Origin of the sequence: Streptomyces sp. NBC_01363, assembly GCF_026340595.1 — a bacterium.
Lineage (GTDB): Bacteria > Actinomycetota > Actinomycetes > Streptomycetales > Streptomycetaceae > Streptomyces.
The window spans coordinates 1,608,368-1,620,781 of record NZ_JAPEPF010000001.1; the positions used below are offsets into that span (position 1 = coordinate 1,608,368).

Consider the following 12,414-nt stretch of genomic DNA (forward strand, 5'->3'; position numbering starts at 1 on the left):
AACGTGATGCTCAGGCCCCCAGGCCCCGCCATCCGCCCTCGTCCACACCGCCGGGAACGGCCGCTGCCGGGTCGTACGGCTCCCGAGTGAAGACGAACGAACCCAGATCGAGATGGTTCACGCTGCCGTCGCTGTTCCGGACCACACGCAGCGTCTCCCCCGCGTAGTAGCCGTCAAGGCCGATCCAGGTGCCATCGGGCTGTGCGGTGAACCGGGCACCGCGGCCGACACCCTGCAGGGGCCCAAGCTCCAGCCCACCGTCCGGGGCCATCCGCAGGACGTTCGAGCGCGTGCCCCAGTACCAGGGACCGGTCAGCGCGAGAAGCTCGGCATCCACCTCCGGCAGCGGGCGCCAGGGCTCCGGAATGCGGGGCTCGGCCTCGGCCACGATGTCCACGAGGTCGGCGACAACACCACCGATCATCGGTCCCGACGTCGCGTTGGTGAGCGCGACCGCCACCACGTCGTCCTCGATGCTGATCCACAGGGCGGCCAGGAAGCCGGGCAGCGAGCCCGTATGTCCGAAGAGCGTGCGGCTGCCGCTGCGCACCACCTGAAGGCCCAGACCGTAATTGGACTGCCAGTCGCCGGACTCGGTCGGCGCGGACGGCTCACGCATCTGCTCCACGGAGGCGGCACAGAGCACCCGGTCGTCCCCCTCGGCCAGAAGGGTCGCGAAGCGCAGGAGGTCATCGGTGGTGGACCAGAGCTGACCGGCCGGAGCCATCAGCCCGAGATCCTCGGCCGGTTCGGGCAGCATGACATCGGCCCAGGGATGCACGGCCCAGCCGCCTGCGTGCGGTGACTGCGGGTGGGGGCCGGTGCGGTGCATGCCGAGCGGTTCCAGGATCTCGCGTCGCAGCACCTCCGCCCAGCTCGCCCCGCGCACCTGCTCGACCAGCGCGCCCAGCAGCGTGTAGCCGGGGTTCGAGTAGTGGTGGTGGTGACCCGGACGGTGCATCCGCGTCTGCTCGCCGAGTACGTCGGCCAACTCGGGCCGCAGCGTGCCCGGGGTCCGCTCCCACCAGGGTCCGGGTGACTCGGCACCGAGTCCCGCACTGTGTCCCAGCAGTTGGTGGATGGTCACGCCACCGACGCCGGTGCCGGGCAGATGCTTCTCCAGCGGATCGTCCAGGTCCAGAAGACCCTCGTCACGCAGGCGCAGGACCAGCACCGCGGTGAAGGTCTTGGTGAGGGACCCGATCCTGAACTGTGTGTCCGCATCCGGGGCATGCCCGTCCACGCAACTGCGGAAGCCGTTCCAGACGGTCTGCCCCTGCCTCTGCACCGCGGCGACGAGCGAGGGCGCGCGGCCCTCCGACTGCGCGGTGGCGATGCGGTGCAGCAGAGCACGCTGCGTCCCGGGGAGCAACTGTTCGGGTGAGAAGGTCATGCTCAAACAACTACCCGCAGAACGAGGCGGTGGCGAGTCCATTTCACCGCGCCCGGACCGTACCCGGCGATGACGGAGCGCATCCCGTCGGCGAGCCCGCATACACCCACTCGCTCATCGGAGCTGTACCGGCCGCAGGCTCAACGAGATCGAGGAATGTGTCATGGTCACCAACTCTCCTACGTCAACCGCACTTGAGGCCAGGTGCACGGGCTCGAACACGATTCGTCGCGGGGGATCGACGCCGGCGGGGTGAGGCGGCCCTGCCGCTGGGCCGGTCCGGATCGAGTGATCGAGGGCCGGCCCGGCGGCGTCGATGGTGTTCAGCCGGCGATGGTGGCGAGATCGCCGGGCTCGTAGGCGCCGCCCCGGTTGTTGAGGATCACGCCGAGCCGGTTGGTCGCGTTGATCATGGCGATCAGGGAGACCAGTGCGATGGCCTGGTCGTCGTCGTAGTGCTTGCGGACCTGGGCCCAGGTCGGGTCGGAGACGCCCTCGTAGCTGTCGATGATGCGGGTGCCCTCCTCGGTGAGGGCCAGCGCGGCGCGCTCGGCCTCGGTGAACACGGTGGAGTGACGCCAGGTGGCGACCAGGTTCAGCCGGGCCGCGGTCTCGCCGGCGGCTGCGGCGTCCTTGCCGTGGATGTCGACGCAGAAGCCGCAGCCGTTGATCTGGCTGGCGCGCAGCTGCACCAGCTGCTGGGTGGGCTCGGGCAGCGGCGACTCTTGGATCACCTGACTGACCGCGTAGATCCGCTTGCCGATCTCGGCGCCGGTCTCGTTCGCGAACAGGTTCATACGGGGTTCCATCACAACGTCCTCGCTCGTGGAAGCGTGTACCGCGCGGATCGTCCGCGCAGCGTCCTGATGCCCATGAGTCGCCGGCCGCCCCGGCCCTGTGACAGCACGGCGGTGTGACGAAGGCCACCGGGCTCCTGTGTCACAGGAGAGCGAGAAGCGGCGACTTGTGCGTGACACGGGGAAGAGACGCAACAGGCGGGAGCCGACGATGGACGAGCGCACCGAGCGAGCGACCGGCGTGACCGGGCACAGCCCTCGCGCCGGGGGTACGGACTCCACCACCGAGGCGTTCGTCGCCCATCGCAACCTGCTGTTCACCGTTGCCTACGAGATGCTCGGCTCCGCCGCCGACGCCGAGGACGTCCTTCAGGAGACCTGGCTGCGCTGGGCGGACATCGACCACGACACGGTTCGGGACCCGCGTGCCTTCCTGGTCCGCATCACCACGCGCCAGGCGTTGACCCGGCTGCGCATGCTGCGTCGGCGCAAGGAGTCCTACATCGGCCCCTGGCTGCCCGAGCCCCTGCTGACAGCGCCCGATGTCGCCGAGGACATTGAGCTGGCCGACAGCGTCTCCATGGCGATGCTGCTCGTGCTGGAGACCCTCGCACCGACCGAGCGGGCCGTATTCGTGCTGCGCGAGGTCTTCGATCTCGGGTACGACGAGATCGCACAGGCCGTCGACAAGACCCCCGCCGCGGTCCGGCAGATCGCCCACCGCGCACGAGCCCACGTCGCGGCACGCCGACCGCGCGAGGTCGTCTCCCCGGCCCGGATGCGCAGTGCGCTCGCGGCTTTCCAACAGGCGGTCGAAACGGGCGACCTGCAGCGACTGCTCGACATGATCGCCCCGGACGTCGTGCTGCTGACCGACGGCGGCGGAGTCGTACAGGCCGCGCTGGAGCCCGTCGTGGGGGCCGGAACGGTGGCCGCCGTGCTGAGCAGGCTCACCTCCGCAAGCTTGCAGTCGGCCCAGGTCAACGGCTACCCGGCCTTGATCCTGCGTACAGGCTGCGCGATCGACGCCGTCCTGGCGGTACGCCTCGAAGGTGGCCTCATCACCGGGCTCTACGCCGTCCGCAATCCCGAGAAGCTGTCACGCATCGACCGGGAGACCGCAGTGGGCCGCTGAGCCGGGCACGTCCGGCGAGCCGTTGTCCGGAAAGGTGGATGCGCTGAACAGCGAGTCCCGTCACCGCCGCGCAGGCCCGAGGTGCTGTCTCGGGGACGTGTCATTTCCTCTGCCTGCGACCGGCACGGCCGCCTCGGGCGGAGTGGCTGTGGTCGGACAGGACTCCCTCGATGGCGGCCCGCACCCGCGCTGTTCTGCCGACGGTGAAGACCGGCCCGGCCGGGCTCGACAATCACCTACAGTCCAGCCTCATGACGACGGTCACCACGCGCACGGTCGAATACCCCGCCGACGGTCTGACGATGATCGGGCACCTCGCGCTCCCCGCCGGTGCCGACCGCCGGCCCGCAGTCCTGATCGGGCCCGAGGGGCCGGGCCTGAACGACTTCCAGCGCCGCCGGGCCGACGCCCTCGCCGAACTGGGGTACGTGGCGCTCGCCTTCGACATCAACGGCGGGCGCTGGTTCACCGACCCACAGAAGATGCTGGCGCACGTGACCCCCCTGCCGCCGACCCCGACCGGATGCGGGGCATCGGCCATGGCCTTCGCCGCCGAGATGCAGGCCGCGGGCGTCGACTGGCTTCTCGTGGTCTACGCGGAGCCCTGCACGCCTTCCACCACCCGCCGGTCGACCAGACCGTGCTCCCCGGCGTCGGCTACCACTCGCAGCACGCGCAGCGAGCCTGGCGCGACGTCGTCGACCTGCTCGCCGAGTGCCTGCCCGCAACCCGCCGGTCCCAGGATCGTGTCCTGCAGGACTCCACCTGAACATCGCGCGTGAGATCAGGGCACGAAATCTGAGCCCCTGCAACAGGTGCCGTCAGGTCTGCGCCATGTCCACGAAGCGCGAGTAGTGGCCCTGGAAGGCCACCGTGATCGTCGCCGTCGGACCGTTACGGTGCTTGGCCACGATCAGGTCGGCCTCACCGGCGCGGGGGGACTCCTTCTCATACGCGTCCTCGCGGTGCAGCAGGATCACCATGTCGGCGTCCTGCTCGATGGATCCGGATTCACGCAGGTCAGAGACCATCGGCTTCTTGTCCGTGCGCTGCTCGGGACCACGGTTCAGCTGGGAGAGCGCAATGACCGGGAGCTGAAGCTCCTTCGCCAGCAGCTTGAGGTTTCGGGACATGTCCGAAACTTCCTGCTGACGGCTCTCTGCACGCTTCGAGCCGCCGGACTGCATCAGCTGCAGATAGTCGATGACCACGAGCTTGAGGTCGTTGCGCTGCTTGAGACGACGGCACTTCGCCCGGATCTCCATCATGGAGAGGTTCGGGGAGTCGTCGATATAGAGCGGGGCGGCCGAGACATCCGGCATCCGGCGGGCCAGCCGCGTCCAGTCCTCGTCGGTCATGGTGCCGGAGCGCATGTGGTGCAGCGCCACCCGCGCCTCGGCGGAGAGCAGACGCATCGCGATCTCGTTGCGCCCCATTTCGAGGGAGAAGATCACGCTGGGCAGGTTGCTCTTGATCGAACAGGCCCGTGCGAAGTCGAGGGCCAGCGTGGACTTACCCATGGCGGGACGGGCCGCGATGACGACCATCTGGCCCGGGTGCAGGCCGTTCGTCAGAGCGTCGAGGTCGGTGAAGCCGGTCGGCACCCCGGTCATCTCGCCGCTGCGCGAACCGATCGCCTCGATCTCGTCGAGCGCGCCCTCCATGATGTCGCCGAGCGGGAGGTAGTCCTCGCTGGTGCGCTGCTCGGTGACGGCGTAGATCTCGGCCTGCGCGGAGTTCACGATGTCGTCGACATCGCCGTCAGCCGCATATCCCATCTGCGTGATCTTCGTACCGGCTTCGACGAGCCGCCTCAGGACCGCCCGCTCGTGGACGATCTCCGCGTAGTACGAAGCGTTGGCCGCGGTCGGCACGGACTGGACGAGGGTGTGCAGATACGGCGCTCCGCCCACCTTGGTGATCTCACCGCGCTTGACCAGCTCGGCAGCCACCGTGATCGGGTCGGCCGGCTCGCCCTTGGCGTAGAGGTCGAGGATCGCCTGGTAGACGGTCTCGTGCGCGGGACGGTAGAAGTCGTGGCCCTTGATGATCTCCACGACATCGGCGATGGCGTCCTTGGACAGGAGCATGCCACCGAGGACCGACTGCTCGGCATCGAGGTCCTGGGGCGGCACCCGCTCGAAACCGGGAGAGCCGCCCTCCCAACCGCCACTCTCCCTGCCACGATCGTGCTGCTCGCCGCGGTCCCGGCCTTCACCGCGGCGCTGCCGGGAAACGGGCAGACGGTCGCTGGGACCGGTCTCGGCCCAGGGGTCGTCCAAAGGCTCGGGAATGCTCACCGGGCCACCTCCTCCCGTCCGCTCCGCGGACCTCGCCATGCCACTCTTTCTTACGGCACAGCACCGACAAACAAGACGCCCGACTCCGGTTCCGGCGCGTCGAGTTCTGCTGGTTCCAAGACGGGAACGGGGTGCGGGCGCCGGTCCACGGTAGGCCGCTCGGCACCGTCAGCCAATCTGGTTATCCACAGGGCATGTGGACGACCGACCAGATGCTGTGGAGAACTCTGCAGAACCTGTGCACGGAGCGGGGGACAGCACTGTGGACAAACTCATAGCACCTACACCATCAGCGCGCTGACCTGGGCTTTCCCCATCCACGGGCTGTGGGGGAGAAAAACTTTCCGAGTCAGCACAAGATCACGACAAACGGCGCGTGGGAGAACGCCGACACTCAGCAAATGTAAGGACTACTAGGCCATTGCATCCATTACCTGTGGAAGATTAGATTGACCCCCATGATCCAGGCCCCGGCATCCCCGCCGCCCCGTCGTCGACGGCACGACCGCGAGATCATCTCGCTCGCCGTCCCTGCCTTCGGCGCACTCGTCGCCGAGCCGCTCTTCGTGATGGTCGACAGTGCGATCGTCGGCCATCTCGGCACCCCTCAGCTGGCCGGCCTGGCCGTCGCCGCGGCTCTGCTGACCACCGCCGTCAGCGTCTTCGTCTTCCTCGCCTACGCCACCACCGCGGCGGTGGCACGTCGGGTCGGAGCGGGCGATCTGGCCTCCGCTATCCGACAGGGCATGGACGGCATCTGGCTGGCGCTCCTGCTGGGCATCGCAGTCATCGCCGTCGCTCTTCCCTCGGCCCCCTGGCTGGTGGACATCTTCGGAGCCTCCGACACGGCAACCCCCTACGCGACCACGTATCTGAGGATCTCCAGCCTCGGCATCCCGGCCATGCTCGTGGTGATGGCCGCGACCGGAGTTCTCCGTGGCCTGCAGGACACCAGGACACCGCTGTACGTCGCCGTCGGAGGCTTCGCGGCCAACGGGGCCCTCAACGCGGGACTGGTCTACGGCGCCGGTCTCGGTATCGCCGGATCGGCCTGGGGCACCGTGATCGCGCAGATCTCGATGGCCGTCGCCTACCTGATCGTGGTGGTACGGGGGGCGCGACGGCATGGCGCCTCGTTGCGTCCCGATGCCGCGGGCATCAGGGCCAGCGCCCAGGCAGGCGTTCCGCTCCTGGTCCGTACGCTGTCGCTCCGTGCCGTCCTGATGATCGCCACAGCCGTCGCCGCCCGCCTCGGCGACACCGAGATCGCCGCGCACCAGATCATTCTCTCCCTCTGGAGCCTGATGGCCTTCGCTCTCGACGCCATCGCCATCGCCGGTCAGGCGATCATCGGCCGCTACCTGGGAGCCGATGACGCCAAGGGCGCACGCGAGGCATGCCGCCGCATGGTGCAGTGGGGCATCGTTTCCGGGGTGTGGTTCGGGGCGCTGATCGTGCTTGCCCGCCCACTGTTCGTACCCTTGTTCACCAGCGACCGGACCGTGCAGGACACTCTGCTCCCGGCACTGCTGGTGGTGGCGCTGTCCCAGCCGATCGCCGGCGTGGTCTTCGTCCTGGACGGAGTACTGATGGGAGCCGGAGACGGGCGGTACCTGGCGTGGGCCATGCTCGTCACTCTCGCGGTCTTCGCCCCGATCGCTCTGCTGGTGCCGGTGATCGGTGGCGGCCTGACGACACTGTGGTGGGCGATGGCTCTGATGATGACCGTCCGCATGGTGACGCTCTGGCTGCGCACCCGCTCCGGCAAGTGGATCGTCACCGGTGCCACCCGCTGAGCCACCGGCCGTAATCCGTTCGCTGGGCCACCGGCCGTGGTCCCGTTTCACGTGAAACGGGACCACGGGAAGCCGGACCAGGACGGCGGAGCCCGAAACGCTGAAGGGCCGCACCCCGTGGGGTGCGGCCCTTCAGCTGCTCAGGTGAGCTGTGCCCTTAGGCAGCAACGACCTCGATGCCGAGGTTCGCAGCGACCTCGGGGTGCAGACGCACGGACACCTGGTGTCCGCCGAGCGTCTTGATCGGCGAGCCGAGCTCGACGCGACGCTTGTCGACGTCGGGGCCACCGGCGGCCTTGATCGCCGAGGCGATGTCGGCCGGGGTCACGGAGCCGAAGAGACGGCCGGCGTCGCCGGAGCGAACAGCCAGACGGACCTTCACGGCCTCGAGCTTGGTCTTGATCTCGTTGGCCTGCTCGATCGTGGCGATCTCGTGGATCTTGCGGGCGCGGCGGATCTGCGCCACGTCCTTCTCGCCACCCTTGGTCCAGCGGATGGCAAAGCCACGCGGAACCAGGTAGTTACGGGCGTACCCGTCCTTGACGTCGACGACGTCGCCCGCAGCACCGAGGCCGGAGACCTCGTGGGTGAGGATGATCTTCATGATTCGGTCACCCTTCCCTTATCGCGCGGTGGACGTGTAGGGCAGCAGCGCCATCTCACGGCTGTTCTTGACTGCCGTGGCGACGTCACGCTGGTGCTGCGTGCAGTTGCCGGTCACGCGGCGGGCACGGATCTTGCCGCGGTCGGAAATGAACTTCCGCAGCATGTTCGTGTCCTTGTAGTCCACGTACTGGGTCTTGTCCTTGCAGAACGCGCAGACCTTCTTCTTAGGCTTGCGCACAGGCGGCTTCGCCATGGTGTTTCTCCTGTGTGATCAAGAAGTGGGGGTACGAGCTGCCCTAGAAGGGAGGCTCGTCCGAGTAGCCGCCGCCAGAGCCGCCGGAGCCGCCGGAGCTTCCGCCCCAGCCGCCTCCGCCGCCCTGCTGGCCCCCGCCCTGCTGACCGCCGGACGGCGCGCTCGTGGCCCACGGGTCGTCGGCGGGAGCGCCGCCACCACCCTGCTGGCCACCGCCACCGGGACCGCCGCCCCAGTTACCGCCGCCCTGCTGGCCACCGCCGTATCCACCCTGGCCGCCCTGACCACCGCGACCGGTGGTCTTGGTGACCTTGGCCGTGGCGTTCTTCAGGCTGGGGCCGACTTCCTCGACATCCAGCTCGTAGACCGTGCGCTTGACGCCCTCGCGGTCTTCGTACGACCGCTGCTTCAGCCGGCCCTGCACGACGACGCGCATGCCTCGCTGGAGCGACTCGGCGACGTTCTCCGCCGCCTGCCGCCAGACCGAGCAGGTGAGGAACAGGCCTTCGCCGTCCTTCCATTCGTTGGTCTGCCGGTCGAAGATGCGGGGAGTGGACGCGACACGGAACTTCGCGACCGCCGCACCGGACGGGGTGAAGCGCAGCTCGGGGTCGTCGACGAGATTGCCGACGACCGTGATGACGGTCTCGCCTGCCATGGATGAACCTCTCGGCGGGGATTGCTTCTGGCTGCTTGCTGCTACTCGAACCCGATGACCACTGAGCTAGATGCTCAGTGGGACTCGGGACGGAGGACCTTGGTCCGGAGGACCGACTCGTTCAGGTTCATCTGGCGGTCGAGCTCCTTGACGATCGCAGGCTCGGCCTGCAGATCGATGACCGAGTAGATGCCCTCGGGCTTCTTCTTGATCTCGTAAGCGAGACGACGACGGCCCCAGGTGTCGACCTTCTCAACCTTTCCGTTGCCCTCACGGACGACGGAGAGGAAGTTCTCGATCAGCGGGGAGACAGCGCGCTCCTCGAGATCGGGGTCGAGGATGACCATCACCTCGTAGTGACGCATGTGGAACCCACCTCCTTTGGACTCAGCGGCCACGGTCGTTCCGTGGCAGGAGGGTCGTGATGCGTAAGCAACAGTGTCTCCGAGTAAAACAGCCGCCACTGACAACACCCTCCATCGAGAAGGGGTTGATGTGCTGGCCTGGGCAGACACCGCCGCAGACCGTACAGAGTACCCGCACACCGGCTTCCGGTTGAAATCCGGTGGTCAGGAGACGCAATCTGGACACATCGGGTGTGACCGGCGCCACGGCGCGCCCCTTTCGGCCAGGAGGTACTCCATGGCACAGGCAATACGACCCCGTCCCCCCGTTTCCCTTCTCGCCACGGACGGCAAGACCCACCCGCTCCAGGAGACCCTGGTCGCGGTGACGCTGATCCTCGGCGTGCTGGCCTTCGTGACGGCGATGTTCCACAACCTGCATCTGATCAGCTCGTGGGCCGGACTCATCGGGATCCTCACGGGTGCGTACGGGCAGTACATCTCGGTGACCACGCGCGAACGGTTCCCGCTGATCATCGGCATGGGCGCAGCCGCCATCGGCTTCTTCCTGGGCATGGCCCACGGCGGCCTCTTCGGCGGCCTGGTGGGCTGACGCACTGCAGACAGCAGGTGATCCACGACCGGCACACGACAAACGGACGGCGCGAGGAACCACACAGGGGCCTCGCGCCGTTCCCCGTACAAGGACCCGGCGACCCGGGTCGCGACGGCGGCGGAGCCGCAAGGTCCCATAGGGCCAGACGGCCCGCTCGTCGGTCACAGTAGGCTTCGGCGCGAGAGCCGGAGCCCCTGACCGATGGGGACACACCTGCCGAGGAGCGCCCCGCATGAGCCTGACCCTGAGGACCATCAGCCGAGAGCAGCATCTGGCATACATCCAGAGCCTGCCCGCGGCGAGTCACATGCAGGTCCCGGCATGGGCGGACGTGAAGGCGGAGTGGCGCTCGGAGAGTCTCGGCTGGTTCGACAAGAACGGACAGCTCGTCGGCGCCGGCCTGGTGCTCTACCGGCAGTTGCCCAAGATCAAGCGGTACCTCGCCTATCTGCCCGAGGGCCCGGTCATCAACTGGTACGCCCCGAACCTGGACGACTGGCTGCGGCCGATGCTGGCGCATCTCAAGCAACAGGGCGCCTTCTCCGTGAAGATGGGCCCGCCAGTCATCATCCGTCGCTGGGACGCGGCCGCCATCAAGTCGGGCATCCAGGACCCGGAAGTGAAGCGTCTGCGCGACGTCGAGGCCACCCACATCGAGCCGCGTGCCTTCGAAGTGGCGGACCGGCTGCGGAAGATGGGCTGGCAGCAGGGCGAGGACGGCGGCGCCGGATTCGGTGACGTACAGCCCCGCTACGTCTACCAGGTGCCGCTGGCGAACCGGTCGCTCGAAGACGTCCACAAGGGCTTCAACCAGCTGTGGCGACGCAACATCAAGAAGGCCGAGAAGGCCGGCGTCGAGGTCGTCCAGGGCAGTTACGCCGAGCTCGACGAGTGGCAGCGGCTGTACGAGATCACGGCGGAGCGCGATCACTTCCGGCCGCGTCCGCTGGGCTACTTCCAGCGGATGTGGACGGCCCTCAACAACGAGGACCCCAACCGGATGCGGCTCTACTTCGCCCGGCACGAGGGCGAGAACGTCGCGGCCGCGACCATGCTGATCGTCGGCGGGCACGTCTGGTACTCCTACGGCGCGTCCGCCAACCACAAGCGCGAGGTCCGGCCCTCGAACGCGATGCAGTGGCGGATGCTGCGCGACGCGTACGCCATGGGGGCCACCGTCTACGACCTGCGCGGCATCTCCGACTCGCTGGACGAGACAGACCACCTCTTCGGTCTGATCCAGTTCAAGGTCGGCACCGGCGGGCAGGCGGCCGAGTACGTCGGGGAGTGGGACTTCCCGCTCAACAAGCTGCTGCACAAGGCGCTCGACATCTACATGTCGCGCCGCTGATACGCGTAGTCCGATACGCACCGCCCCGCTGACGAAACCGGCTTCATTGGTTTCAATGGGGACTTCGGCTCCACACACCTCCCACACAGCAGCCACCAGAAGGGTTCCGGACCGGCCATGGCGCTCTCCCTGTACGTCGACACCGCGCGCTGGCGGGCGCACCAGAAATCCGTCCTCGACCAGTTCCCCGGCCTCGTCCCGGTCTGCAAGGGCAACGGCTACGGCTTCGGCCACGAGCGGCTGGCCGACGAGGCCATCCGCTTCGGCTCCGACACGCTCGCCGTCGGAACCACCTACGAGGCCGCCCGCATCAAGGACTGGTTCAGCGGCGACCTCCTGGTCCTCACCCCGTTCCGCCGGGGCGAGGAGCCCGTGCCACTGCCCGACCGGGTCATCCGCTCCGTGTCCTCCGTGGACGGCGTGCACGCCCTGGTGGGCGCACGGGTCGTCATCGAGTGCATGAGCTCGATGAAGCGCCACGGCGTCAAGGAGGAGGAGCTCGGGCAGCTGCACGCCGCCATCGAGGACGTACGGCTCGAAGGCTTCGCCCTGCACCTGCCGCTGGACCGCACGGACGGCTCGGACGCGGTCGAGGAGGTCATCGGCTGGATGGACCGGCTGCGCGCGGCCCGGCTGCCGCTGCACACCATGTTCGTCAGCCATCTGCGCGCCGAGGAGCTGGGCCGGCTCCAGCAGCAGTTCCCGCAGACCCGTTTCCGCGCCCGCATCGGCACCCGGCTGTGGCTCGGCGACCACGAGGCGACGGAGTACCGGGGCGCCGTCCTGGACGTCACGCGCGTGGCCAAGGGCGACCGCTTCGGCTACCGCCAGCAGAAGGCCGCCTCGGACGGCTGGCTGGTGGTCGTCGCCGGCGGTACGTCGCACGGCGTGGGCCTGGAGGCCCCGAAGGCCCTGCACGGTGTGATGCCGCGCGCCAAGGGGGTCGCCCGCGCGGGCCTGGCCACCGTCAACCGCAACCTGTCGCCGTTCGTCTGGGCGGGCAAGCAGCGCTGGTTCGCCGAGCCGCCGCACATGCAGGTGTCGATCCTGTTCGTCCCGTCGGACGCCCAGGAGCCGAAGGTCGGCGACGAGCTGGTGGCCCATCTGCGCCACACGACCACCCAGTTCGACCGCCTCGTCGACCGTTAGGTCCCCTCCGGCGGGT

12 protein-coding genes and 1 pseudogene are annotated in these 12,414 nt (G+C 68.3%); 6 read left to right on the plus strand and 7 right to left on the minus strand.

From position 1 onward, the window contains the following. Positions 1-10: 10 nt before the first annotated feature. On the minus strand, positions 11-1,393 hold the full coding sequence (locus OG611_RS07600) for a serine hydrolase (protein WP_266416776.1): 1,383 nt from the start codon (positions 1,391-1,393) through the stop codon (positions 11-13). A 323-nt stretch (positions 1,394-1,716) separates the two neighbouring features. After that, positions 1,717-2,202: a carboxymuconolactone decarboxylase family protein gene (locus OG611_RS07605; protein ID WP_266416778.1), complete on the minus strand. Its 486-nt coding sequence runs from the start codon at positions 2,200-2,202 to the stop codon at positions 1,717-1,719. A 199-nt stretch (positions 2,203-2,401) separates the two neighbouring features. Here OG611_RS07605 and OG611_RS07610 point away from each other — a divergent pair, with 199 nt between their 5' ends. Both OG611_RS07610 and OG611_RS07615 read left to right on the plus strand, forming a co-directional pair. Continuing rightward, a complete protein-coding gene (locus OG611_RS07610) occupies positions 2,402-3,325 on the plus strand; it encodes an RNA polymerase sigma-70 factor (protein WP_266416780.1) in 924 nt (307 codons plus the stop codon). A gap of 251 nt (positions 3,326-3,576) precedes the next feature. After that, a pseudogene (locus OG611_RS07615) lies at positions 3,577-4,094 on the plus strand (dienelactone hydrolase family protein). Positions 4,095-4,146: 52 nt separating this feature from the next. Here the strand turns inward: OG611_RS07615 and dnaB are convergent. Next, positions 4,147-5,607, minus strand: a complete 1,461-nt coding sequence (gene dnaB / locus OG611_RS07620; protein WP_266425630.1) for a replicative DNA helicase — start codon at positions 5,605-5,607, stop codon at positions 4,147-4,149. 476 nt (positions 5,608-6,083) lie between these two features. On the opposite strand from dnaB, the gene OG611_RS07625 reads away from it, so the two are divergent. Next, entirely contained in the window at positions 6,084-7,421 is a 1,338-nt protein-coding gene (locus OG611_RS07625) for an MATE family efflux transporter (RefSeq protein ID WP_266416782.1), read from the plus strand. Positions 7,422-7,578: 157 nt separating this feature from the next. Here the strand turns inward: OG611_RS07625 and rplI are convergent, their stop codons facing one another. The 4 genes from rplI to rpsF form a co-directional block, all read right to left on the minus strand. Further along, positions 7,579-8,025: a 50S ribosomal protein L9 gene (rplI, locus tag OG611_RS07630; RefSeq protein WP_072487612.1), complete on the minus strand. Its 447-nt coding sequence runs from the start codon at positions 8,023-8,025 to the stop codon at positions 7,579-7,581. Between the two features lie 18 nt (positions 8,026-8,043). Beyond that, positions 8,044-8,280 (minus strand): 30S ribosomal protein S18, encoded by a 237-nt coding sequence (rpsR, locus tag OG611_RS07635; RefSeq protein ID WP_003967857.1) that lies wholly within the window; start codon positions 8,278-8,280, stop codon positions 8,044-8,046. A gap of 43 nt (positions 8,281-8,323) precedes the next feature. Further along, entirely contained in the window at positions 8,324-8,938 is a 615-nt protein-coding gene (locus OG611_RS07640; RefSeq protein ID WP_266416786.1) for a single-stranded DNA-binding protein, read from the minus strand. Between the two features lie 74 nt (positions 8,939-9,012). Then, positions 9,013-9,303, minus strand: coding sequence for a 30S ribosomal protein S6 (gene rpsF / locus OG611_RS07645; RefSeq protein WP_266416788.1), 291 nt, complete (start codon positions 9,301-9,303; stop codon positions 9,013-9,015). A 277-nt stretch (positions 9,304-9,580) separates the two neighbouring features. Here rpsF and OG611_RS07650 point away from each other — a divergent pair, with 277 nt between their 5' ends. The 3 genes from OG611_RS07650 to OG611_RS07660 all read left to right on the plus strand — a co-directional run bounded on the left by OG611_RS07650 (position 9,581) and on the right by OG611_RS07660 (position 12,398). Then, positions 9,581-9,895, plus strand: a complete 315-nt coding sequence (locus OG611_RS07650; RefSeq protein ID WP_266416790.1) for a hypothetical protein — start codon at positions 9,581-9,583, stop codon at positions 9,893-9,895. Between the two features lie 235 nt (positions 9,896-10,130). Continuing rightward, on the plus strand, positions 10,131-11,249 hold the full coding sequence (locus tag OG611_RS07655; protein ID WP_266416792.1) for a peptidoglycan bridge formation glycyltransferase FemA/FemB family protein: 1,119 nt from the start codon (positions 10,131-10,133) through the stop codon (positions 11,247-11,249). Between the two features lie 117 nt (positions 11,250-11,366). After that, positions 11,367-12,398: an alanine racemase gene (locus OG611_RS07660; RefSeq protein WP_266416795.1), complete on the plus strand. Its 1,032-nt coding sequence runs from the start codon at positions 11,367-11,369 to the stop codon at positions 12,396-12,398. Positions 12,399-12,414 lie beyond the last annotated feature (16 nt).

Coding starts and splice junctions, on each gene's coding strand:
- OG611_RS07600 (WP_266416776.1), bottom strand. CDS start 1,393: ATGACCTTCTCACCCGAACAGTTGCTCCCCGGGACGCAGCGTGCTCTG.
- OG611_RS07605 (WP_266416778.1), bottom strand. CDS start 2,202: ATGGAACCCCGTATGAACCTGTTCGCGAACGAGACCGGCGCCGAGATC.
- OG611_RS07610 (WP_266416780.1), top strand. CDS start 2,402: ATGGACGAGCGCACCGAGCGAGCGACCGGCGTGACCGGGCACAGCCCT.
- OG611_RS07625 (WP_266416782.1), top strand. CDS start 6,084: ATGATCCAGGCCCCGGCATCCCCGCCGCCCCGTCGTCGACGGCACGAC.
- rplI (WP_072487612.1), bottom strand. CDS start 8,025: ATGAAGATCATCCTCACCCACGAGGTCTCCGGCCTCGGTGCTGCGGGC.
- rpsR (WP_003967857.1), bottom strand. CDS start 8,280: ATGGCGAAGCCGCCTGTGCGCAAGCCTAAGAAGAAGGTCTGCGCGTTC.
- OG611_RS07640 (WP_266416786.1), bottom strand. CDS start 8,938: ATGGCAGGCGAGACCGTCATCACGGTCGTCGGCAATCTCGTCGACGAC.
- rpsF (WP_266416788.1), bottom strand. CDS start 9,303: ATGCGTCACTACGAGGTGATGGTCATCCTCGACCCCGATCTCGAGGAG.
- OG611_RS07650 (WP_266416790.1), top strand. CDS start 9,581: ATGGCACAGGCAATACGACCCCGTCCCCCCGTTTCCCTTCTCGCCACG.
- OG611_RS07655 (WP_266416792.1), top strand. CDS start 10,131: ATGAGCCTGACCCTGAGGACCATCAGCCGAGAGCAGCATCTGGCATAC.
- OG611_RS07660 (WP_266416795.1), top strand. CDS start 11,367: ATGGCGCTCTCCCTGTACGTCGACACCGCGCGCTGGCGGGCGCACCAG.